The organism is Bacteroidales bacterium, from assembly GCA_014860585.1.
GTDB lineage: Bacteria > Bacteroidota > Bacteroidia > Bacteroidales > 4484-276 > RZYY01.
On the sequence record JACZJL010000176.1, the window covers coordinates 14,178 to 35,737 of the forward strand.

20 protein-coding genes are annotated in these 21,560 nt (G+C 42.9%); 7 read left to right on the forward strand and 13 right to left on the reverse strand.

What is annotated here, in order from left to right; all coding sequences use genetic code 11:
* Positions 1-5 precede the first annotated feature (5 nt).
* From IH598_16865 to IH598_16880, 4 genes are all read left to right on the forward strand, one after another.
* Positions 6-1,136, forward strand: coding sequence for an efflux RND transporter periplasmic adaptor subunit (locus tag IH598_16865; GenBank protein MBE0640188.1), 1,131 nt, complete (start codon positions 6-8; stop codon positions 1,134-1,136).
* Positions 1,137-1,161: 25 nt separating this feature from the next.
* Positions 1,162-2,076 carry a glutaminase gene (locus IH598_16870; protein MBE0640189.1) on the forward strand — a complete coding sequence of 305 codons (915 nt, stop codon included), beginning with the start codon at positions 1,162-1,164 and terminating at the stop codon, positions 2,074-2,076.
* A 263-nt stretch (positions 2,077-2,339) separates the two neighbouring features.
* On the forward strand, positions 2,340-2,738 hold the full coding sequence (locus IH598_16875; GenBank protein ID MBE0640190.1) for a hypothetical protein: 399 nt from the start codon (positions 2,340-2,342) through the stop codon (positions 2,736-2,738).
* A 20-nt stretch (positions 2,739-2,758) separates the two neighbouring features.
* Positions 2,759-3,652 (forward strand): CHAD domain-containing protein, encoded by an 894-nt coding sequence (locus tag IH598_16880; protein MBE0640191.1) that lies wholly within the window; start codon positions 2,759-2,761, stop codon positions 3,650-3,652.
* A gap of 232 nt (positions 3,653-3,884) precedes the next feature.
* Here the strand turns inward: IH598_16880 and IH598_16885 are convergent, their stop codons facing one another.
* From IH598_16885 to purE, 13 genes are all read right to left on the reverse strand, one after another.
* The gene (locus IH598_16885) at positions 3,885-8,003 is read right to left on the reverse strand and encodes a pyruvate phosphate dikinase (GenBank protein MBE0640192.1); all 4,119 of its coding nucleotides are present in this window, start codon (positions 8,001-8,003) and stop codon (positions 3,885-3,887) included.
* 274 nt (positions 8,004-8,277) lie between these two features.
* Entirely contained in the window at positions 8,278-8,970 is a 693-nt protein-coding gene (locus tag IH598_16890) for a glycoside hydrolase family 16 protein (GenBank protein ID MBE0640193.1), read from the reverse strand.
* Positions 8,971-9,179: 209 nt separating this feature from the next.
* On the reverse strand, positions 9,180-9,983 hold the full coding sequence (locus IH598_16895) for a mechanosensitive ion channel (protein ID MBE0640194.1): 804 nt from the start codon (positions 9,981-9,983) through the stop codon (positions 9,180-9,182).
* A gap of 153 nt (positions 9,984-10,136) precedes the next feature.
* Complete coding sequence (mscL, locus tag IH598_16900; protein ID MBE0640195.1) at positions 10,137-10,538, reverse strand: large-conductance mechanosensitive channel protein MscL; 402 nt, start codon at positions 10,536-10,538, stop codon at positions 10,137-10,139.
* A gap of 32 nt (positions 10,539-10,570) precedes the next feature.
* A complete protein-coding gene (locus tag IH598_16905) occupies positions 10,571-11,530 on the reverse strand; it encodes a DUF3078 domain-containing protein (protein MBE0640196.1) in 960 nt (319 codons plus the stop codon).
* A gap of 274 nt (positions 11,531-11,804) precedes the next feature.
* Positions 11,805-12,983, reverse strand: coding sequence for a hypothetical protein (locus IH598_16910; GenBank protein ID MBE0640197.1), 1,179 nt, complete (start codon positions 12,981-12,983; stop codon positions 11,805-11,807).
* A 28-nt stretch (positions 12,984-13,011) separates the two neighbouring features.
* Positions 13,012-13,698, reverse strand: coding sequence for a type VI secretion system tube protein Hcp (locus IH598_16915; protein ID MBE0640198.1), 687 nt, complete (start codon positions 13,696-13,698; stop codon positions 13,012-13,014).
* A 534-nt stretch (positions 13,699-14,232) separates the two neighbouring features.
* Positions 14,233-15,513: a serine hydroxymethyltransferase gene (locus IH598_16920; GenBank protein MBE0640199.1), complete on the reverse strand. Its 1,281-nt coding sequence runs from the start codon at positions 15,511-15,513 to the stop codon at positions 14,233-14,235.
* 272 nt (positions 15,514-15,785) lie between these two features.
* The gene (locus tag IH598_16925) at positions 15,786-16,598 is read right to left on the reverse strand and encodes a purine-nucleoside phosphorylase (GenBank protein MBE0640200.1); all 813 of its coding nucleotides are present in this window, start codon (positions 16,596-16,598) and stop codon (positions 15,786-15,788) included.
* The gene (lpxK, locus tag IH598_16930) at positions 16,573-17,634 is read right to left on the reverse strand and encodes a tetraacyldisaccharide 4'-kinase (GenBank protein ID MBE0640201.1); all 1,062 of its coding nucleotides are present in this window, start codon (positions 17,632-17,634) and stop codon (positions 16,573-16,575) included. The genes IH598_16925 and lpxK overlap by 26 nt, the downstream gene beginning before the upstream one ends.
* A 41-nt stretch (positions 17,635-17,675) precedes the next feature.
* Positions 17,676-18,104, reverse strand: coding sequence for a hypothetical protein (locus tag IH598_16935; protein ID MBE0640202.1), 429 nt, complete (start codon positions 18,102-18,104; stop codon positions 17,676-17,678).
* A gap of 3 nt (positions 18,105-18,107) precedes the next feature.
* Positions 18,108-18,761 (reverse strand): orotate phosphoribosyltransferase, encoded by a 654-nt coding sequence (locus tag IH598_16940; protein MBE0640203.1) that lies wholly within the window; start codon positions 18,759-18,761, stop codon positions 18,108-18,110.
* A gap of 23 nt (positions 18,762-18,784) precedes the next feature.
* Entirely contained in the window at positions 18,785-19,288 is a 504-nt protein-coding gene (gene purE / locus IH598_16945) for a 5-(carboxyamino)imidazole ribonucleotide mutase (GenBank protein MBE0640204.1), read from the reverse strand.
* Between the two features lie 99 nt (positions 19,289-19,387).
* Here purE and hpt point away from each other — a divergent pair, with 99 nt between their 5' ends.
* From hpt to IH598_16960, 3 genes are read left to right on the forward strand one after another with little or no spacing between them, the layout of a single operon-like run.
* Positions 19,388-19,939, forward strand: coding sequence for a hypoxanthine phosphoribosyltransferase (gene hpt / locus IH598_16950; protein ID MBE0640205.1), 552 nt, complete (start codon positions 19,388-19,390; stop codon positions 19,937-19,939).
* Positions 19,939-20,937 (forward strand): GTPase ObgE, encoded by a 999-nt coding sequence (gene obgE / locus IH598_16955; protein ID MBE0640206.1) that lies wholly within the window; start codon positions 19,939-19,941, stop codon positions 20,935-20,937. The genes hpt and obgE overlap by 1 nt, the downstream gene beginning before the upstream one ends.
* Positions 20,938-20,948: 11 nt before the next feature.
* Entirely contained in the window at positions 20,949-21,518 is a 570-nt protein-coding gene (locus tag IH598_16960) for a phosphatase PAP2 family protein (protein MBE0640207.1), read from the forward strand.
* Positions 21,519-21,560: the final 42 nt, after the last annotated feature.

A 21,560-nucleotide genomic window follows, 5' to 3' on the forward strand; every position in this document is an offset into this window, starting at 1 on the left:
TCCTTATGAGAAAATATCAGATTTTTCAAATTTGTTCCCTCTTTACTTTTCTTTTGTTTTTTGCAGGTTGTAGCAATCAGACTGTTACAACAGATCAGGAAGATACTAAAAATCAGATGGTCGTTGTTACCAAAATCCAGTTTGCGCATGAAAATATGGAAATTGGACAGCCAATGATAAAGCTGTTTGAAAAAAGTATCAGGGTCAGAGGTATCATAGATTCGCCAACCGACGGAAAAGCTCAGGTAAGCACTTTTGTTCCGGGGTTAATAAAGAATGTCAGCGTCAATTTTGGAGAAAAAGTAAGCAGAGGCCAGCTGTTATGCCAGATAGACAGCAAAGAGATCATTACACTTCAACAGGATTATATTGAGAGTGCGGCAAAACTTCAGGTACTTGAGAAACAATACCAGGGGGCAAAGGTGCTTTACGAAGAAAAAGTTGCCTCTGAGCTCGATTTCCTGACTGCAGAGAGTAACTTCAATATCGAGAGAGCTCGCTACAACGCGCTGAAAGCAAAGCTCACACTGATCAATCTTAATCCGGCAGAGGTAGAAAAGGGGAAGATTTCGCAAACGGTCAGTATCTTCTCACCCATCAATGGATATATCACGCAACATCATTGCACAAACGGCATGAATGTAGAAACCAATTCCTTTCTCATGGAGATTGTTGATCAGAACAAGTCATTTGTGAAACTGTTTGTTTTTCAAAAAGATGTCCCTTTTCTGCAACAGGGGCAAACGGTTCGTTTCTTTGCTCCATCACTCAAAGAAGTGGTTTACAACGGCAAACTAAGTATGATCAGTAAGTCAACGGATGTAGAGACCAATTCGGTGTTATGTACTGCCGATATAACCGGAAGCGATCATGCAGGATTGATAATCGGGCAAAACATCGAAGTGGATATTGTTACCAGGGCAATTGAAACTTTATGCGTTCCGGAAGAAGCCATCCATGCTGTGGATGACCGGAATTATTTACTGATTAAGGTGGATGAAGATCAGGAGAACCTCTACTTTCAGAAAGTCGAAGTTCAGGCCGGTTCAGTTTTCGATGGCTGGACGGAACTTATTGATTTTGAAGATCAAAAAAATATTTTACTCAGGGGTGGATACAACCTGATCATTGATTGATTTACTTTGCATTTTATTTCAAACTATGGACTGCAATCAAATTATCAGCGAGATTTATAACGAAGTCAAAGCTACAAGCCCTGATGGCAAGGTGGCTGACTATATTCCTGAACTGGCAAAAGTTGATCCTGGAAAGTTCGGAATCGCCCTGTTAACTGCCAAAGGCGAATCCCACGCCATTGGCGATGTTGATGAAAAATTCTCCATCCAGAGCATTTGCAAGGTATTTTTGCTTTCGATGGCTTTCTCAGCCATCGGCGATGATCTTTGGCAACGAGTAGGCGTCGAGCCGTCGGGTAATCCTTTTAATTCGATTATTCAACTGGAATATGAGAAAGGTAAACCTCGTAACCCCTTGATCAACCCCGGCGCCCATGTGATGTGCGACATTCTGCTGACTGAGCTGGAAGATCCGTATGAAGCGCTGCTCGATTTTGTCAGGAAAATAAGTGGAAACCGCCAGGTGGAATACAATGAGAAAGTTGCGGCATCTGAAAAGAAACTGGGGTTCCGCAATGCCTCGCTGATCAACATGATGAAATCCTACGGTAACATCCAAAATCATGTGGATGCCGTGCTGGATTTTTATTACCACGCCTGTTCCATCGAACTGACTTGCCGCCAGTTGGCCAAAGCATTTCTCCCTTTTGCCAACCTTTCTGTTCCTTTCGATTATGCCGGTGTCACGCTCACAAAAAGTCAGATTAAACGCATGAACGCCATCATGCTTTGTTGCGGTTTTTACGACGAATCAGGTGAGTTTGCCTTTGAAGTTGGTTTGCCCGGCAAAAGCGGCGTCGGTGGCGGTATTGCTGCCATCAACCCCAATCAATACAGCGTGGTTACCTGGAGTCCCAGAATAAATGAAAAAGGAAATTCGGTGTACGGGATGAGGGCACTTGAACTGCTGACTACAAAGACGGAGAATTCGATATTTTAATTTTATTCCTTATTAACTTCCGTTCTCTCTGAGCTTTAGCCTGAATATTTCTATTTAGTACTTGCCAGAAAACTCTTAATGTTGAAAATCATTGTTTGCCCACCCCTTAAGGGAGCAATGATTTTCAACGATTTACTCCCTTTAGGGCGGGGTAATTAAATCGTTGAAAATCATATTAAGGGTGTTTTCTGGCAAGTTCTATTTAGGTGCTTATCTTGCATCCCATAAATGATTACCTTTGCCCAAACTTAAATCCAATTTTTATGGAAGAAAACAATCAAAACGGGCAAACCAAACCCAAAAGAACCAAAGCTGCAGAAAAACCTGAAGTAGCCGCAAAGGAGACGATCGTCGAAAATGCCTGTCGCGCAAAGGTGAAAGAATTGATTTCGGCCCAAAAAAATGAGCTTGATGCAAAGCAAATTGCTCTCGAGCAGATGATGTTTAACCTGGAAGAATTGAACCAACGCCGTGAATTAGCCAAAAGAGCATTGAAAAAGGCCAAAGGCAATAAATTGGGAAAGAAAAAGCTCGGATTGATCATCGATGACCTCAAAGCGATAAAAGAGGAGCGCAAGTTGCTGAAGCAATTAATCAAATCCAACACCAGGAAGGCTGAAGATCTTACATCACTGATCCTTTTACTCGAAACCATTGCCTAACCAACAGTGCATTTAAGGCTATGTCTGCCCAAAACAACATCAGTTTATATAACTTTCTCGACCGGCAGATTGAACTTTTTAAAGGAAACTTTCTGACCACACGTGCTTCCATGGATCAGGAAGCCATCCACCAAATGCGGGTAGCCGTGAAAAAGATCAATGCCATTTACAAACTCAAAAAGCACATTGATTTTCCGGTAACTATTGACAAGAAACTCTTTGATATCATCAGTGCAATATATGGTAGTTCTGGTAAACTGAGGGATGTACAACTACAGCATAACCTGTTGTATCACTACCGGAAAGAACTGAAGTTTGGATTTACTGCCTTGCAGGTTTTACTCAATGAATCTGAAACTGAACTTGAAGAGCAATTAATGAGCGTGGTCGCTGAGATTGATCCTGCCAGCCTTGAAGCAGCCTCCCAAAGTTCAGGGTTGCCAGAAAATCTTCAAAACCTTGCCGGTATTGAAAGAGAAAGTATAATATTTATCTACAGGAAAATTGAGAAGATAGAAAAACTGATGCTGCTCATTCAAAATGAGAAGTTTGTCCATGAACTGCGGAAGCAGGTAAAACAATTGTTTTTCGTTTTGCAGTTCCTGCACAGCCATTTCCCTGAAAGCACTTTTGGCAATTATGATTTGAAGCCCTTTCAACTGGTTGGGGACAGGCTTGGCCAATGGAACGACCGCAGCATGTTCATCCAACGAATTAATGCGTTCGTTGCACTTCAGGAACCAAATTTTATCAGCGAAAATGCCGAGTATTATCTATTACTCAAAAGTGTTGAGGATGATAAGCGCAGCCTGTTAAAGAATGTTGATCTGATGCTCTATATGGAGATGATCAACCTAAAGGCACTTTTTCCCGAAACAGATGGAAGTAACCAGGTTGAAATTCCAAAAAATTAATCCTAACCTGGTTAAAATAGAAATTTCAAAAAACAAAAAACAAATCTCTCCATAGGAGTCCTATGGACAAATAAAACTCTCCACAGGAGTCCTTCAGACAATGTTCAAAGGAAAAAATTCAAACAAAGAATGAAGCTAATGCTACGGAACAGTTTCGAATTTTATTTCCTTGAAATTCGTATTTATTTGTCTTTTGACATTTGTCATTTGGAATTTCTGCCCAAATAAGCTGCTAAAGCATCGCCTTTATTTCCGTTGTTTCGATAGGATAATGGCCTTTGAAAATATTTCCATGATGGCCGTCGATGGCAATTTTATCGCCAGGTTTAAACAGATAGCTATTGATTTGACACTCTTTTAGGATATCGTTCACAATCATGTCGGTGCAGTTGACAACGCAGGTTTTTCCAAGTCGCACAGCTGTCACGGCGGCATGTGAAGTGGCGCCCCCCTTTGCAGTGAGCAACCCGTCACATTCAAAAATCATCCCGATGTCGTCAGGTACAGTATCCGGCCTTACAAGGATGAGCCGTTCTCCCGGGAATTTCCTGGCCAGTGAGATCAGGTCATCTTTGTCAATGGCAACAATTCCGTTCATAGCACTGCCCCCAATACCGATACCACGCCCCACCAGTTTCATTTGCCCGGCTGTACTGCTAAAAACATTGATGCGCGTGGGTTGATGCAAGTCCTGGTCGCGGGTTTGCAGGATAAAAAGATCCTCGCTGTTTTCCGATTCAAAGGTAAATTCAATTTCCTGAGGGCTGAAGCCAAGGTCTTCAGTCATCTTAGTGGCTATTTTGTGAATTCGTCTATAGATTTCCGGCAGTTTGGTTTGAAGCGAATCTCCTTCCAATTCAAGGTACTTTCGCTGGGTTTCACCAACAGGAAGCGGCGTAACCAAACCTGCCACGATATCCTCGCCCTGGCTGCAGAGCGTGAAATCGCCGTAAAGATGCACCCCGGGGCGCTCACGGTGAGGATTTTGAGTAAAGACCACTCCTGTGCCGGAGATGTAATTCAGGTTGCCGAGAATCATTTTTTGCACGATTACCGCCGTTCCCCAGTCATTTGCAATGTTCATGTGCTTGCGGTAAACCTTTGCACGGTCAGAGTCCCAGGAGTCAAAAACGCAATTGATGGTGTATTTCAACTGCCTGACCAAATCCTGTTCAAAATAGACCTGGTGTTCATCGAGTGCTTTGCGGTAGGACAGGGAGATCTCCTTCATTACTTCTGGTTTGAAATACATTTTCAGGTCAACGTTATGCCGTTTTTTATAATCACGCATGATGGTGTCGAACACATCGCGGTGGATGCCGTTGGCCATCCCCCAGCTTTGTAAAAGACGGCGGTAGCAATCCCATGAAGTCCATCCGAAATTGTGTTGTTTACTCAATCCATCTGTTAATTCATCATTCATGCCAACATTGAGAAAAGTATCCATCGCTCCGGGCATGGAAATGGCTGTGCCTGAACGTACTGATAACAGTAACGGGTTTTTCGGATTACCCAATTCTTTTCCTGTGATCCGCTCAAGCCTGTGAAGGTGCTGCATGATCAGTTCGTCCATTTCCTTCCCTATTTCATAGTGATTGGAGATGGCATTGCGTCGGCGAAAAACCTCGGTAGTCAGAACAAATCCGGGTGGAACCGGGAAGCCGGCAAGGTAAAGTTTCTTAAGAAAAAAAGCTTTTGAACCTAAAAATATCTGGTTGTCAGTATTTTTTGTCTCCTGGTAAAGTGGACTAATGATCAGATCTGAATTGTACGACATTACATCATTAATCAGTTCAGAAGGATATTTATCCACCATATTATGTAACGAATTGAGCACGCGAGAAATCATGTTATCCAGAGGCTGGACAAGAAAGGCCTGGCTGATGATGTCGCGGTAAAATTCCTCTGATTTCTGGCTGATGAGCTGAACTTTTTCTTTATCTGAATAATTATGATCAACGAAAAACATCTTTGGAATAATAATTTTCAGCGGATATTCGTAAGATCTCAGGAAATATTTGTCAATAGTAACTTTCACATTTTCGGCAATAAACTGGAAGATGTTGATGTACTGCTGAAGTGAAAAACTGCGCGAAGTCAGCGAGTAGCGGAACATATCGAGGTTGGAGTTGAATCCCTGGTTGTAAATCCCGTCAAGTTCTAATCCATCCTTGAAAAACTCAAGAATCTGGAGCACGCGTTTAAGTGTTTTGGCCGAAACATAATCAAGGTTTATCCTGTCAACAATTTTTTCCATCAACCTGGTGGCGATGTTTTCGAGCCGGAACGTAAGCCCAATGGCTTCAAATTTAGGCTCCCTGTATGTACCGTACATCGAAGGGATTCCAATGGCAATATGCCGCTTATGATAAATGTTTTCCCAGGCCTGGGTAGGCTCCGGGTTGAAAATGATCTTTTTGAGCTGCTCCATGAAATGGTAAATCAACAGAAGAGCAGTTTCAAAATCTTCTTCTTTCATTGCATTGTCAAACCGGCTGATTTCGCTTGGTTCGATAAAGGCGTAACGGCGCAGGATGGAGATAATATCAACGGTTTCGAAAGAGTATTTTTCTTTGAGCAGTGCATAAAGTGCATGGATGCAATCAAGCCGGTGAAGGTCTTTTTCGTGTTCCTGCGGTAGTTGCTCCATCCAAGCTTCGAAAACTTCATTTTTAAGCTCAAGCAGTTGCTCATAGGTCAATCCTGACATCTCACCCAATTGAGTTACCATGGTGTGAATGATGGTAAAGTACTCGCTTTCGAGGTCAATGGATTCGAACACATCAACCGGCAGAAAGGGCTGGAGGGAAGCTTTATTGCCATCCGACCAGAACTTGAAAATCCGTCGTGTAAGATCAATCAGTGTATTGTTGCTCTCGGTGTGCACCTGTTTACGGAGAAAATGTACCAGCCTGTCCTGGCGGTGATTCACTTCGTCCATGTTGGTGGTCACATTTCTGATCTCTCCCTCAGCGCCGATCTCGTGAAAATAGACGGGGAAGATGCGAGTAAGCTGCTTGACTTTTTTATAAAATGGAGCAATATTGGAGTTGAGTACTTTGGTGATTTCGCGCTGAAAAAGGTCAGTATCGCTGATAAAAATACCCCCCATTTTCAGGTTAACGATCAAAGCCGAAAGCAGTTTTTCCATCACCGTTTGCGGGTACTCGATCAATTCGAGCCAAACCCTGATGTTTTTGATGTGGTTTTCGTTTACATTGATCTGCCAGTCCTTGTTCACGTAAACAATACCGGGAGTCTCAAACCCAAAGTCAATGAGTTTTTTCTCAAAATAATTGATGAAGTGTTTGTCTTCACTGCTATCACGGTCAACAATGCGTTTGCCAAGCGTAAGAATGCAATCGAGTACGGCAGATGTGTGTTCCTCCCGCAGTTCCTCGCAAAGTGAAAAAATCCTGTCGGTAAAACCGAAAAGGTCGTTTTCATCCACTTCGTCCACAGCACTGCGCAGCACCTTGTTGATGTTCCATATCAGCCTGTCTTTCTGGTTTTGCATTCCGGGCAGGTGCAAGAGGTAAAACGTGTAAAAGAATTTGTCAATGAAACTTTTAAGGTCGTTGGTGAGTGCGCCGAAATGATCGGCGATCTCATCAAAAACCGGCAGTCCGGTTTTAAGTTTTTCCCAGCTATCGGCAGTACTCAGGGTACTTCTCAGCTCATCAAACCAGGATTTGCCGGCCTTTGCCATGATGGTTTCAAAATGGTCAATCAGCAACTCTTTCTTTTCATCATACCATTGTTCTATCTGTGTACTTTCGTCCCAAAAGTCAATATTGTGTTGAAGGATATTCTTTACTAAAAGAACCGTTTCCTCAGTAAATTCCGGTGTTTTAACAATATCATCAAGGAATTTGATAAAAAATCGTGAGCTGATGATATAGGCTTTTTCGTTGGCTTCGAGGTTGCGGCTGAGCACCTCCATGGTGAGGTGTATGGCAGGGAAGAGGGTTTCTTTATTCTCTTTGTTAAGCCGATCGGCGAATTCAAGTAAGGTTTTTACGATCAGTTTGCCCAGGTCTTCCCGGATGCAGGATTTGAGGAGGTCGTCATAAAGCCCGACAGGCACAGCAAAAGCCTCCGCTCCATTGTCAAGGGTTGAGTAAAACCAGAAATCAGAAATCAGAATCTCGCGGAGTTGCTCAACCACAAACAGCCGGTTGCTGAAGGGGTGGAGGTATTCGATAATGCACTCCAGAGCCCGTTTATGGATGCCGTAGTATTTTTCGGACAGTCCGATAAAATGCTGTAAATTCTCAGGGATGACAATATCCTTGTACCTGGTTTCGGCAAGGTTGGCTTCAAGTGCTTTTGAATAAAATTTTTCGCTCATAGCAAATCAAATCATGAATTTGGCTTCAAAGGTAATAGTTAAATACGATTGGTTGTCGCACCGGCAATGGGAAAAAGCAATTCGGGCAATTTCCTGTTTTTAAAAAGGATGCTTGGTCATAGAAAATCTTTGCAGGAATGTTCTGCTCCTAAAAATCAGGCAAACTTTTTATCAGCAGCTTGATCGAGTCACTCCATGAGTCCTGTCCGGCCAATATTAAGCTTCCAAATTCGGTGGTCGTCAGTAAACCACTTACTGGATGATCCCTGTAAATTTAAAGCGGCTCATACCTGAAGTACCTTACCTTAAAATCATCCTTCAGCGACCAGTTGGAGGCAGTTACTGCATTATTGATGATTACCCTCGAAGGCTGGCTGTTCATCTGCTCAAGCAGTGGTTTTTCACTAAACCTCCTGACTTCGTTATTGTTATAGTAAATAATGATCTTATCCGGGAACCAGGACATCCTGTACCTGATGTAATTTCTTGAAGGATTCCGAATGCCGAACCAGTGGGTTTTTGGGGAGGCGGAACCTTTTGTTCCCTTGTTTACATTGCCCCAATGTGCATTGGTTTGAACATTCCAGAGAGAAAGGGCGTCGAAGAAAGTGCCAAAATAATTACCTCCGGCTTTCGTGTAGCCTTCGAAAATATCCACCTCAGGTGGCCATGTCTCCCTTCCATAAGACCAGAAGGCAGGCCACAGGTGTTTACCCGTTGGTAGCATGCATTCTATCTCAAAATGTCCAAACCGGAAATCGTCAACCGAGCTGATTAGCCCGACACCGGTTTCGATGAATGACCCATCAAACTGGCGGGGATTTTTGTGAACCTTCAGTTTTAACAATCCACCACCATTCACTTCAACAGCGCTACGGTCATACCAGAAAAGTTTGTTGTTCGGGTGGTAAAGCCCCCACGTTTCACGTGTTAGCCACTCTCTTCCAGACCATTTGATTGTTTCCATGTGTAAACGTTTTAACTGTTAAATATTCCCTTTTAGGGATTTGCTTTATTAGACAAAGTGAACAATATTTCAATAAAAAGGTAGCCTTAAAAATTTTCTAATTGGATTTTCAACGGTTCGCTATTAATCCAGACTCCTGAGGCAGCCCCCAGTTTCCTGATCGATCTAAGGGTAAAAGGTTCTCAGGTCAGTTCGAACCTATTTAACTATTATGTCACCTGATAAAGATGAACATCTGTCTGTGGAAAGGGGATGGAAACGTTGTTTTTGTCAAAAGCTTTTTTCACATTTTCATTCATATCAAAAAATACTCCCCAAAAGTTTTCTGCATTAACCCACACCCTTACCGCAAAGTTAACAGCACTGGAGCCCAAACCGGAGATTGCAACAAAAGGCACGGGATCCTTTAATATCCGCTCGTCTGCAGTAATGAGGTCCATGATAATTTTACGTGCTTTGTCGATATCATCACCGTAACCAACTCCAAAAGTGAAATCCACCCTGCGTTGAGGCTCGGTTGAATAATTGGTCATTGGTCCGTTGGAGAGGCTTCCATTTGGGAGGATAATCGTCTTGTTATCAGGGGTTTTCAGAATAGTATTAAAGATGTGAATTTCACTGACTGTTCCAGAAAATCCCTGTGCTTCGATATAATCACCAAGCTTAAAAGGTTTAAAAAGTACAATCATTACACCACCTGCGAAGTTTTGTAATGACCCCGAGAGTGCCATACCGATTGCAAAGCCTGTAGCTGCAAGAACTGCTACAAAGGAAGTCATGGCAATGCCCAACATCGAAATTACACTGATGACCAGCATAACCTTCAGTCCAATTTTTATTATCGCGAGGAGGAACGACTTAAGGGTTTGGTCGAAATTGCTTTTTCTCATCGAACGCTCAGCCCATCGACTTAAAAATTTGATCACCCAGAGTCCGACAATTAGCGTTAGTAATGCAAGCACTATTCTGATACCGTAGCTTACAGCAAGTTCATAGATTTTTTCAAGATCCATAATTTATTTGTTTTTGATGGATTATGATATAATGGCTGATTTTCAGCATTGTTCAAAAATTTTGTCAAATGTTGCAAAGAAAAAGCCGGCCAATTAGTCGCGCCGGCTTTTTCAATGTCCCTAATTTTAGTCATTAATGACTTTAATTCAGTTTTACTTTTTGAGTAAATCCCTGATTTCTGCCAGCAGTTCCTCTTCTTTGGTTGGTCCCGGAGGAGGAGGCGGTGGCGGTGGAACTTCTTTTTTCTTCGCAGCGTTCATCGCTTTGATTACCATAAAGATGGCAAAAGCGATGATGAGGAAGTCAATGACTGTCTGGATGAATGTACCATATCTCATTGTTACTGCAGCTACATCACCCTGTGCCTCTTTGAGGGTGATCACCAGGTCGGTAAAATCAACCCCGCCCAGGAGCATGCCAATCGGTGGCATTAAAACGTCAGCTACAAAAGAGCTGATAATTTTCCCGAATGCACCGCCGATCACCACAGCAACAGCCAGGTCGACCACGTTGCCGCGCATGGCGAAATCCTTGAATTCTTTAATTAAGCTCATATTTATTAAGTATTTAGTGAATAATATGTGAACTAAAAATTATAGGCAAAACCAATCCCGAACGTTTCTTTCACCTGGAGTTTATCGTTAGGGGTGACCTTGATGGTGTTATCACCAATTCCGGTAACAGGGGGAACAGTTTCAATCCGCACATCACTTGGCATGTAGGCTAAGTGTACAAATAAATTGGCCGAAAACCATTCATTAAGTTTGTAATTGAAGAAGTTCTGCCAGTTTACATCCATAGGCATTTTACCGTCAGGAAGCACGTCATCCGGCAGGTAATTGTAGAAAAAGTTAAGTTTTGATTCAAATGATAAATCAGTCTTAAGGTCTTTTTTAAAATAGAATTCTGCAAAAGCCCCAAGTTTGATTTTAGTGTTTTCACCATCCGCAGTTTTATTTCCCAATGCATCATATTCAGCAGGGTCCACGCCGTAGGCTCCAAGATCAGCCAAATCCTGATCCATCACCATAATGGCTTTGAAAGAGGCAGGGCTGAACAGGATAGAGAAGTAATCAACCGGTTTGTACAAAACACCAGGAGCAATCGTTAGATAGGCGGGTGACATGAACTTTGAAACTACAGTCGAGTCGTCAGGATAATTGTATCCATCAGCAAACTGTGTGGTAAAATTGACCAAACCGCTCACACTCCAATGCTCTGAAAGTAAATGATTGAACTGGGAGTTCAACTCGATCAGGTCTTCACTTTTCCTCAACGGATCACTTTCATTTTTAACCATCCCGTACCTCAGATTCAAACTGTTATTCACTGAAAACTTATCCTTGGTGTAATCAGCAAAGAACTTGAACAGGGCGGTCGTGGCAATCGAATTTTCACCTCCGGCTGACCAGTTTGAAAAACTTGCCTGATTAAGCGTCAGGCTTGTCAGTCCACTGGTTTTCCAGGGACTCACTGCTTGTGTTGTATCTTGTGCAAACGCCCCAATACCAGCCACTAAGGCAATCAGTAAAAAGAATTTTCTCATTTTAAATAATATTAAATGATTAAAGTAAAAATAATATTTAGTGATTAAGTTGCAAAAGTAACCTATCAGCTTGAAAAAGATGATTAAATCAGTATTTATTTCAAAACTTTTAACAATTGGGAACCTGCTGAAAATGCTGTTGCTTTGAACTTATCAGGTTTGCTTAAGCAATCCCGTCATGGCATTTCAGTTGCATTGGCAACTATACTCTTGCTTTCGAAAACCAGTATATAGCGTGTTTCATGACAAGCACCATTCGTACTATTTTCACCGGTCAATAGTGGTTATTAATAGATCTAACCTCTTTTCCAAACCCATACTCATTGTTCATGATTTGATTAAAATATTCTTCGATTGTTTCAAGATGTTTGACATACAAAACAAGTCTTTCTATTAGCATCGCTTTATCGGCTTGCGGGATGCTTTCGTCGAGGAAAAGCCTCAGATAAAACATTGACAGATAGGCATTGTGTTCAAACTGAGCTTCGGTTGGTGCATAAATTATATGTGGGGCATTAAGCTGTGTAAAAAAATCGAATGGCTTTTCTTGTCCTGTTGCCGCACAAAGTAAAACGGGGAAGGGATAGTATGCTTTTTGGTTGACAATTTTTTGATAAACTTCAGGCCACAAATCCTTTATTACCACGCTGTCATTTTTGAATTCAATGGTTGTTTCGAGCGAAACAAATCCTTTAATAGTGGTATCCTGGTCAAATGTCCTGAATCCCATCTGGGCGCCCCAACTATGACCAATAAAGAAAATGGAAGTGGAATGGCTTAGTGATCGCGCAAAACTGACCATAGCTTTCAGACTTTCTTCCTCCTCACCTTTGATCAATTGATCAAAAGGTTTCAATCCGAAGATGGTATGCTCGTAAGGCAAATGAAAGTTTGCAGCAATAAAAATAAACCCCCTCGACGCGAAATACTCTGCCATAGCGAAGTTTTCAAAAGAATTGCTTTGTGAGCCATGATGATAAATGATAACCGGAAAATCTGAAGTGGCAGAAAATGGCTGTAAACTGCTTTTCGTTTTCATCTTCCCGATCAAGCCGAAAATATTTTCCCGGGAATAGTCCCCATAACTGCCTGGCTCTCCTGTTTCTAAATTTTCAGCAACAAAATCCCGGATAAAAATCTCCTGATTATTCTTTTCAAGTTGCTCCTTAATGGATTTTAGTTCTTCCGTTTTCTTTATGGTAAAAAAATCCTGAAACCGCATAAGATGTGCATCCTTTGGTTTTGCTGCCAAAGGATGCCAAATCTGCACAAAATACGGTTTCATGCCCTTGTAACCGTATGCTTCAAAGCGGTATGTTTTGTCAAATAGCGTTGTATCGGCAAAGCCTACGCAAAACTCACCGGGTTTGATATAGTCATACAAAGATTCCTGAGCCAGGACAGCAAAGTTTAGCATGAAAATCAGAAAGACTGCTGTCAACTTTTTACTCATCATTGGAAGCACTCAAGATGTCAATGGATCAATAAGGACCAATGACTTTTGTTACCAGATTGAATGTAAAACCGGAATTATTTATCCAGTCTTTGAACCCGATGTTTTCGAAGGTAAAACTAATGCTTTCATAAATTTCACCCCCAACTCCCAAACTCTGCTGCACACTTGAGACCTTCCAATTGGTAAGTTTTACTGAGTAATATGGTGAAGTTTGCCCGGGTGCATACATTTTGAATTCAATTCCCCCATTCATCGAACCCGATATCATTTCCTTGAAAAAGTTAACAGAATTGATGTCCTGAAGCTTGGAAATGCTCACATCCTGAATATTGGCATTGTTTATATTGCCAAAGTTGGAGCCTCCGTAAGACATAGCGATTAGATCATATGTGCCTTGCCCAAAAGAATTTGGACCAAAAAAAGTATAAGTAATGGATTCGGTAGTCGTACCTGACACAACACTTGAACCTGCCAAAGCATTCCAACTGGCGCCGTTATGAAAGGCAGGTGACTGGGCGTTGAGGTCATAAATCATTAATCCGGCGGAGGGGTTGCTTACAGCGCTGGTATCGTTTACACGAGGCAGCATGAGCCCCTTGTCAGGACTGGTAAGGTCGAGCACCGAATTAGGGCTGGGATTGGTGGTGCCAATGCCTACTTGTGCATAGGCTATATGGGCTGCAAAAAAAATAGTGAGTAAAATGATTCTCATAAAATTCTGATTATGGTTGCCTACTCTAATCGGTTTTCGGCTTCCCCGCTTTTTTAGTATAAGTTTCATGTAACTCCACATTCCGGTAATAAAGTATAATTTTAATCTATTTTAACTGATAACAATACTCATGGTCTTTCTCATGCAATCCTAATCCCTGAATAAGCCTGATATTGTTGTGATGTATGATTGTATCCAATCAAATGCATCACTCCTTTCCGCGAGCATAAACTCTTTTATACCGGGATAAATCCAAACGATCAAGACTGGTTTTGAATGAAATCAATATTTGTAATAATCACACTGACTTGCAAGAGGAAAAAGACAGTCAGGGAATTTATTTTCTCACTTCGTTTCGGTCATTCGAAATGACAGCAAAGCTCAGTGAAATGAAATAGAGGTCTCAAAAGTCAGTTTTTAATCCAGAACGTTGAAAATCATATTCAGGGTGTTTCCTGGCAGTCACTCAATAGAATTTTTTCCCTTGCAAAAGAGAAAAATAGTGATGTCACTCTTTGCATTGAATGTTAAGCTTTAGTAAGCAAACAGCGGGAATTTCTCCATCATTTTGTTTACTTCAGCCTTTACTTCAATCAGTACATTTTCGTTTTCAATGTTGGAAATCACCTTGTCAATGAATTCGACGATGGGTTGCATGTGTTCTTCCTTGAGACCCCGGGTGGTGATGGCCGGAGTTCCAATGCGCAGACCGGAGGTTTGGAACGGGCTGCGGCTGTCGAACGGAACCATGTTTTTGTTTACGGTGATGTCGGCTTTAACCAGTGTATCTTCCACTTTACGACCCGTAATATCGGGGAATTTGCTGCGCAGGTCGATCAGCATCAGGTGATTGTCTGTTCCGCCAGAAATGACATGGTATCCTTTTGCAACAAAAGCTTTTGCCATCACACTGGCATTTTTCTTTACCTGGATAATGTAACCCATATACTCGTCTGTAAGCGCTTCGCCGTAAGCAACTGCTTTGGCGGCGATGACATGCTCGAGGGGTCCGCCCTGGATTCCCGGGAAAACGGCTGAGTTGATCAGGTCAGACATCATTTTCACTTCACCCTTTTTGGTAGTAAGTCCCCAGGGGTTTTCAAAGTCTTTTCCCATAAGGATCATCCCGCCGCGGGGTCCGCGCAGGGTCTTGTGGGTGGTTGTGGTCACAACGTGGCAATGGGGTAAGGGATCATTGAGCACTCCTCTGGCAATAAGCCCGGCAGGGTGAGCAATGTCGGCCATAAGCAATGCACCTACCTTATCGGCTATAGTGCGCATACGTTCATAATCCCAGTCGCGGGAGTAAGCTGAAGCACCTGCAATAATTAGCTTAGGATTGGTTTTAAGTGCGGTTTCTTCCATCTGGTCGTAATCCACCAGGCCAGTTTCTTTTAAAACTCCATAGGCAACAGGATTATAGAGAATTCCTGATGAGTTAACCGGTGAGCCGTGTGAGAGGTGTCCGCCATGAGAGAGGTCGAGACCCATAAAGGTATCTCCGGGTTTGAGACAAGCAAGGAAGATGGCCATATTTGCCTGTGCGCCGGAGTGCGGCTGCACGTTGGCGTACTCGGCATTGAACAGCGCTTTGGCGCGGTCGATGGCCAGTTGCTCAGTCTGGTCAACCATTTCGCAACCACCGTAGTACCGTTTACCGGGATAGCCCTCAGCATACTTGTTGGTCATTACCGATCCCATCGCCTCAAGCACCTGTTCACTGACAAAATTTTCAGATGCAATCAGCTCGATTCCATGCATTTGCCTTTCACGCTCCTGCCTGATAATATCAAAAACCTGCCTGTCTCTTTTCATGATTTTTTGATTAAAATGTTGATTAAAATAGTTTTGTGTTTGTGATTTGGCGGCAAAATTAAGCATTTATTTACGATAATAAAGGGGTGATCATTTTAATAAGGGAGAGATTTAGTCAAGGGTTTAGCGAAATTGGATGAGCTAATTTATCATGCATCGAATCAACGAATCCGGTTGAAAGCTGACAATAAGTATGCGCCAGAAAACACCCTGAATATGATTTTCAACATTAAGCGTCTTCTTGCTGAGACCTATTACTTCAACACAAGAGATCAAAGTTTCTCCAGCATTCCCAAAATCAATCTGGTCATCAGGGGTTCAGCTAGGCTGGCTGCATCAATTACGGCTTCGTGGGTGATCTTCTCTATCTTTCCTTCTACCCCGAGATCAGAAATCACGGAGATGGCAAAGCAGGGCAAACCGGTATGGCGGGCCACGATGGCTTCGGGTACGGTAGACATCCCGACAGCATCTGCGCCAATCTTATGGATGTAACGGTATTCAGCCGGTGTTTCGTAATTCGGACCTGTTACAGCGGCATACACCCCTTTCTGATAGCTGATGCCTCGTTCGAACGAAACTTCTTTTGCCAGAGCTATCAGCCGTTTGTTGTAAACTTCACTCATGTCAGGGAAACGAGGCCCCAGCCGATCGTCATTTGGACCGATCAAAGGGTTCTGGCCGGTGAGGTTGATGTGGTCCTCAATAATCATGATATCGCCAACACTGAAATCGGGATTTGTTCCTCCACTGGCGTTGGAAAGGAAGAGATATTTAATTCCAAGCGCTGCCAGTACACGAATCGGGAAAGTAACTTCCTGCATCGAGTAGCCTTCGTAATAGTGAAAACGACCTTTTAAAGCGACAATATTTTTGCCTTTCACTGTGCCAAAAATCAACTGTCCCTGATGCCCCTGAACCGTTGAAACAGGAAAGTGTGGAATCTCTTTGTAGGGTATTGTCTGCAGAATATCGATCTGGTTGGTGAAATTCCCTAACCCTGTACCAAGCACAATCCCGATTTCGGGTTTGATTGAAGTAAGTTGCCCGATAAAACGCTTAGTGTCCTGTATTTTCTCGTACATATTTTCTTATTTGGTCATTAAAATCTTTCCTGTATTCATTGTGAATTTTAGTCTCTATCGGTAAATAAAAGACGGGCAGGTCAGCCAGTTGAGGCGGTAACTTGGGATAAGCCAGCCTTGCAGCATCTTTTTCGGTGGTGATTATGATTTTCACTTTTGCAAAAAGGTTGTTGAAACGCTCCCGTATATAGTCCAGGTCTTTTTCTGAGTAGGTATGATGATCGCTGAAATGAAGGTGCTCAAGGTTGTTCACAAACTTTGAAACATGGTCTAACAAGGGATAGATGTTTTCGATACCCGCAAATAGTAGTGCCGAACTGAACTTCTCAGGTAAGCTGGCGTGATGCAGTCCCGGCAGAGGTGTCAACATACCGGAGGTGATGTAAGAAAACAATAGTTTCTGATGAGGCTTAGGATTAATGAGCCCGGCAATACGACGCACCGTGAGGGGTGAGAGTGGTTTCGGGGTTTTTGTTATAATGATGACGTCGGCCCTTGTATATCCACCTTTGAACTCACGCAGATTCCCCACAGGCAAAATATGATTTTCGGGATAAAGGCGATGATAATCAGTTAGGAGGATGGATAAACCCGGTTTGACTGACCTGTGCTGGAATGCATCGTCAAGGAGTACGACCTCTGTTTCGGGAAAACGTTTCTTTATTTCCTTAATCCCATGTACCCTGTCTTCGTCAACGGCAACTATGACATGCCTGAATTTACGACTGATTTGTAGCGCCTCATCGCCAATATCGGCTACGGTCGAATCCTGATCAGCCAGATAAAAACCCTTTGAGTGTCGCTTGTAGCCCCTGCTCAGTGTCGCAATTTTATAGTCATTCCCAAGCAAACGGATCAGGTATTCCACTTGCGGTGTTTTTCCGGTTCCACCGTAAGAAAGATTACCAACTGAAATCACAGGAAAATCAAATTCGGTTACTTTTAAAACTCCCCAGTCATAGAGCTTGTTACGCACATGCATAACCACACCGTACAGCAGTCCGAAGGGGTATAAAAATAACCTGAAAATGTTCACAATCAACCAGTGTTAAATGAATATTACAACATCTTTTGTATTCAACAATCGCTCTGTTTTTCTGCAGTTTCGGAAAGATGGCTTTTAAGGTTTTCAGTTAACATATTTACAAAATTGGTCAATGGCCTTTTTACCATCATTTCAACGAGTGGATTAACTTCAGTCTGTATCTCAAAATAGCCGCTAAGCTTCCCATCAATGGTTTCTCTAAAACGAAAGACAAGGGTAAAATCCACCCTCGAGTCAGCTGTAGCGATGAATTCGTATTCAGACTCCGGGTTTACAAACCCTTTTTCCATGCTCAATGTGCCAAGATTTTTGATGTAGAAGGAACAATGATATTTGTCTGATTTCCATTGCTCGACCTCTGCAGGCATGATCAGATGCAGATGACCGATCTCACCGAAAAACCTGTGCAACTCATTTTTGTTGGTTTGAAAAACCAGAGCATCAGCAGTAAATTTAACCATAATTTATTCTTTTCCGTTTGACAGCCATTTTTCGGGCGCCTCCCGCCATTTTTTCAGCGTATCGATTTCAGATTCTCTGATGTAATTGTTTTCAAGTGCATTATTAATCAAAAAATCATAATCGGTCAGTGTGATCATTTTACTGTCGGCCTCCTGAAATTTTTCGTCTGCAACATAAAATCCATACGAAAAAATGGCCAGAAGCCCTTTCACAACTGCGCCTTTTTGCTTTACAGCTTTCACTGCATCCAAACTGCTGCCGCCGGTCGAAATCAGATCTTCGATCATCACCACGCTTTGGCCTGACTCAATCACACCTTCAATTTGGTTGGTCAGGCCGTGTTCCTTTTTACTGGTTCTTACATAAGCAAAAGGTAACCCCAGATCCTGTGCAACCAGCACACCATGCGGAATTCCACCGGTAGCCACGCCGGCAATCACATCCACATTGCCAAATTCATCTTTTACAATATTGCTTAATTGTTGCCTGATAAAAGTCCTGATGGCAGGGTAGGAGAGGGTGATCCTGTTGTCGCAGTAAATTGGCGATTTTAATCCTGAAGCCCAGGTAAAAGGCTCTTTGACATTGATTTTTACTGCTTTCACTTTGAGCAGCAGTTCGGCCATTTTATTGGCAATTTCTTCTTTATAAATCATTTTAGAGAGGTTGGGTAAAGGGTTTAAACCTTAAAATCATATTTCACATCGGCCAATTCTTTGTTGGCTTTAATCACTTTTTCTTTCAGATTTTCTTTGTAAACCACCAGGCGCTCATAAAGTTTCAGGTCAGCCGTCGAGAGAATCTGGGCTGCAAGGATAGCTGCATTACCGGCGCCGTTAATGGCAACTGTTGCAACCGGGATGCCCGGAGGCATCTGGACGATGGCCAGCAGTGCATCAAGACCGTCGAGGGAGGCTTTTACCGGTACACCGATCACCGGTATGGGCGTCATGGCAGCAATTACCCCGGGAAGATGAGCAGCCATGCCGGCGCCTGCTATGATTACCCTTACGCCACGGTTGTATGCAGAGCGGGCAAATGCTTCGACTTTTTCAGGAGTACGATGTGCCGAAAGCGCATTCATTTCGAATGGGATTTTCAGTTCATTTAAAATCTTGGCAGCACCTTCCATAATTGGTAAATCAGAAGTGCTCCCCATGATGATACTTACTTTTGGTTCCATATTTTTAAATTGTTAATGTTAGTCATATAGCGGGCAAATTTAATATTAATTGCCACACCGCTTTCCATTTTCCAGTATCTTTGCCCAAAAATTGAGTGCATGTCCGAAAAACTAAAAATCATAAAAGTTCATGACAAACATTTTGAACTTTTCATTTCCTCCGAAACCATCCAAAAAACCATTGATGATCTTGCAAATCGTATCAATCGCGATCTTGAAGGGAAGAACCCGTTGTTCCTTGTTGTACTGAACGGCGCATTCATATTTGCTGCGGATCTTTTTAAGCGGATGAAAACTGATTGCCAGGTCTCATTTGTTAAACTCTCGAGTTACATGGGGACCGAAACCACCAGTGTTGTGCGGGAACTGATCGGGTTGGATGAGGTGCTCAGAGGGCGGACTGTGGTAATTGTAGAAGATATCATCGACACGGGGATAACGATGGCCGAAACCATGAGTAAACTCAGGAAACTCGAAGCCGCGGAGGTGAAGCTGGCTACGTTGCTTTTCAAACCCAACGCATTTAAAAAAGACTTTTTTATTGATTATGTTGGGATTGAAATTCCGAATGACTTTATTGTTGGATACGGTCTCGATTATGATGGTTTTGGCCGCAATTATCCGGACATTTACAAAATTATTCAAGACTGATGAGCTCTTCGAATTTCGTTGATTATGTAAAGATTTTCTGCCGGTCAGGCCATGGTGGCAAAGGCTCTGCACACTTTCACCGTTCGCGTACCAACCCTCGCGGCGGCCCTGATGGCGGTGATGGCGGACGGGGTGGTCATGTGATACTCAAAGGCAACCAGCAGTTATGGACTTTGCTCCATTTGAAATACACCAAACATGTGATGGCTGACCGTGGTGGTGATGGAGGAGACCAGTTGAAAAGCGGCGCTTTTGGTAAAGATGTGATCCTCGAAGTTCCATTGGGAACTGTGGCCCGCGATGTTGAAACAGGGGAGATTGATTTTGAAATCACTCAGCATGATGAAGAAAGAATTCTTGTGCCCGGAGGCAGGGGCGGGCTTGGCAACGATCATTTCAAGTCGGCAACCCACCAGGCCCCCAAGTATGCACAACCGGGTGAAGATGGACAGGAAACATGGAAAATTCTCGAATTGAAGTTGCTTGCCGATGTCGGTTTGGTGGGATTCCCCAATGCCGGGAAATCAACCCTGCTGTCAGTAGTTTCGGCGGCAAAACCTGAAATTGCCGATTATCCTTTTACAACCCTGAAACCCAACCTGGGAATGGTTAGCTACCGCGATCACAAATCCTTTGTTATGGCTGACATCCCCGGAATCATTGAGGGCGCTCACGAAGGCAAAGGGCTCGGACTACGATTTCTCAGGCACATCGAACGGAATTCGATTCTGCTTTTTGTGATCCCTGCCGATTCGAAAGATATTAAAAAAGAATACCGCATTCTGCTCAACGAACTTAAACAGTTTAACCCCGAATTACTTGACAAATCCCGAATTCTTGCCATTTCCAAATCCGACCTGCTCGACGAAGAACTTACCCGTGCAGTAAAAAAAGAGTTGCCGCGTGTCCCTCATGTGTTCATTTCATCGGTCACACAGCAGGGTTTACTTCATCTCAAGGATATGATCTGGAAGGAGTTGAATCCCGAAATGCTTTAGCTGCTGCCCAAATGGTTATTGATCTGCTAAATAAAATTGACACCTGGCTGTTTCTCCTGTTAAATGGGTTGCACAATCCTTTTTTCGACGAATTGATGTTTTGGATCAGCTACAAGTACACCTGGATTCCGCTCTATGCATTTCTTTTGTTTCTTCTTGCCAGGAAATATAAAATCAATGCACTCTGGCTTTTGCTTTTTGTTGCACTACTCATTACTTTCAGTGATCAGGTCAGCGTTTTTGTTAAAAACTATTTCGAGCGACTGCGACCATGTCACAACAGTGAGTTGGAATTACTGATCCATTCGGTCAGGGGCAAATGCGGCGGTAAGTATGGATTTGTGTCATCTCATGCCGCCAATTCGTTTGGGCTGGTGGTTTTTCTCCTGCCATTTCTTAAAAGCTACTGGAAGTACTTTTCCATATCGTTAATTTTATGGGCAGCCATTGTATCTTATTCCCGCATTTACCTTGGCGTGCACTATCCCGGCGATGTTGCCGGCGGAGCTGTTTTGGGAGCTTCTGCTGCGATCATTTTTTTAAAAATCTATTTCCTTCTTTTCAAAAATCAAAAAACCTAACTATTTCTTCCTGCTTCGTTGTACCAACTGCTGATGGCCAAT

Excerpts from the sequence above, each read along its gene's own strand:
- IH598_16865 (MBE0640188.1), top strand. The coding sequence starts at position 6 with ATGAGAAAATATCAGATTTTTCAAATTTGTTCCCTCTTTACTTTTCTT.
- IH598_16870 (MBE0640189.1), top strand. The coding sequence starts at position 1,162 with ATGGACTGCAATCAAATTATCAGCGAGATTTATAACGAAGTCAAAGCT.
- IH598_16875 (MBE0640190.1), top strand. The coding sequence starts at position 2,340 with ATGGAAGAAAACAATCAAAACGGGCAAACCAAACCCAAAAGAACCAAA.
- IH598_16880 (MBE0640191.1), top strand. The coding sequence starts at position 2,759 with ATGTCTGCCCAAAACAACATCAGTTTATATAACTTTCTCGACCGGCAG.
- IH598_16885 (MBE0640192.1), bottom strand. The coding sequence starts at position 8,003 with ATGAGCGAAAAATTTTATTCAAAAGCACTTGAAGCCAACCTTGCCGAA.
- IH598_16890 (MBE0640193.1), bottom strand. The coding sequence starts at position 8,970 with ATGGAAACAATCAAATGGTCTGGAAGAGAGTGGCTAACACGTGAAACG.
- IH598_16895 (MBE0640194.1), bottom strand. The coding sequence starts at position 9,983 with ATGGATCTTGAAAAAATCTATGAACTTGCTGTAAGCTACGGTATCAGA.
- mscL (MBE0640195.1), bottom strand. The coding sequence starts at position 10,538 with ATGAGCTTAATTAAAGAATTCAAGGATTTCGCCATGCGCGGCAACGTG.
- IH598_16905 (MBE0640196.1), bottom strand. The coding sequence starts at position 11,530 with ATGAGAAAATTCTTTTTACTGATTGCCTTAGTGGCTGGTATTGGGGCG.
- IH598_16910 (MBE0640197.1), bottom strand. The coding sequence starts at position 12,983 with ATGAGTAAAAAGTTGACAGCAGTCTTTCTGATTTTCATGCTAAACTTT.
- IH598_16915 (MBE0640198.1), bottom strand. The coding sequence starts at position 13,698 with ATGAGAATCATTTTACTCACTATTTTTTTTGCAGCCCATATAGCCTAT.
- IH598_16920 (MBE0640199.1), bottom strand. The coding sequence starts at position 15,513 with ATGAAAAGAGACAGGCAGGTTTTTGATATTATCAGGCAGGAGCGTGAA.
- IH598_16925 (MBE0640200.1), bottom strand. The coding sequence starts at position 16,598 with ATGTACGAGAAAATACAGGACACTAAGCGTTTTATCGGGCAACTTACT.
- IH598_16935 (MBE0640202.1), bottom strand. The coding sequence starts at position 18,104 with ATGGTTAAATTTACTGCTGATGCTCTGGTTTTTCAAACCAACAAAAAT.
- IH598_16940 (MBE0640203.1), bottom strand. The coding sequence starts at position 18,761 with ATGATTTATAAAGAAGAAATTGCCAATAAAATGGCCGAACTGCTGCTC.
- purE (MBE0640204.1), bottom strand. The coding sequence starts at position 19,288 with ATGGAACCAAAAGTAAGTATCATCATGGGGAGCACTTCTGATTTACCA.
- hpt (MBE0640205.1), top strand. The coding sequence starts at position 19,388 with ATGTCCGAAAAACTAAAAATCATAAAAGTTCATGACAAACATTTTGAA.
- obgE (MBE0640206.1), top strand. The coding sequence starts at position 19,939 with ATGAGCTCTTCGAATTTCGTTGATTATGTAAAGATTTTCTGCCGGTCA.
- IH598_16960 (MBE0640207.1), top strand. The coding sequence starts at position 20,949 with ATGGTTATTGATCTGCTAAATAAAATTGACACCTGGCTGTTTCTCCTG.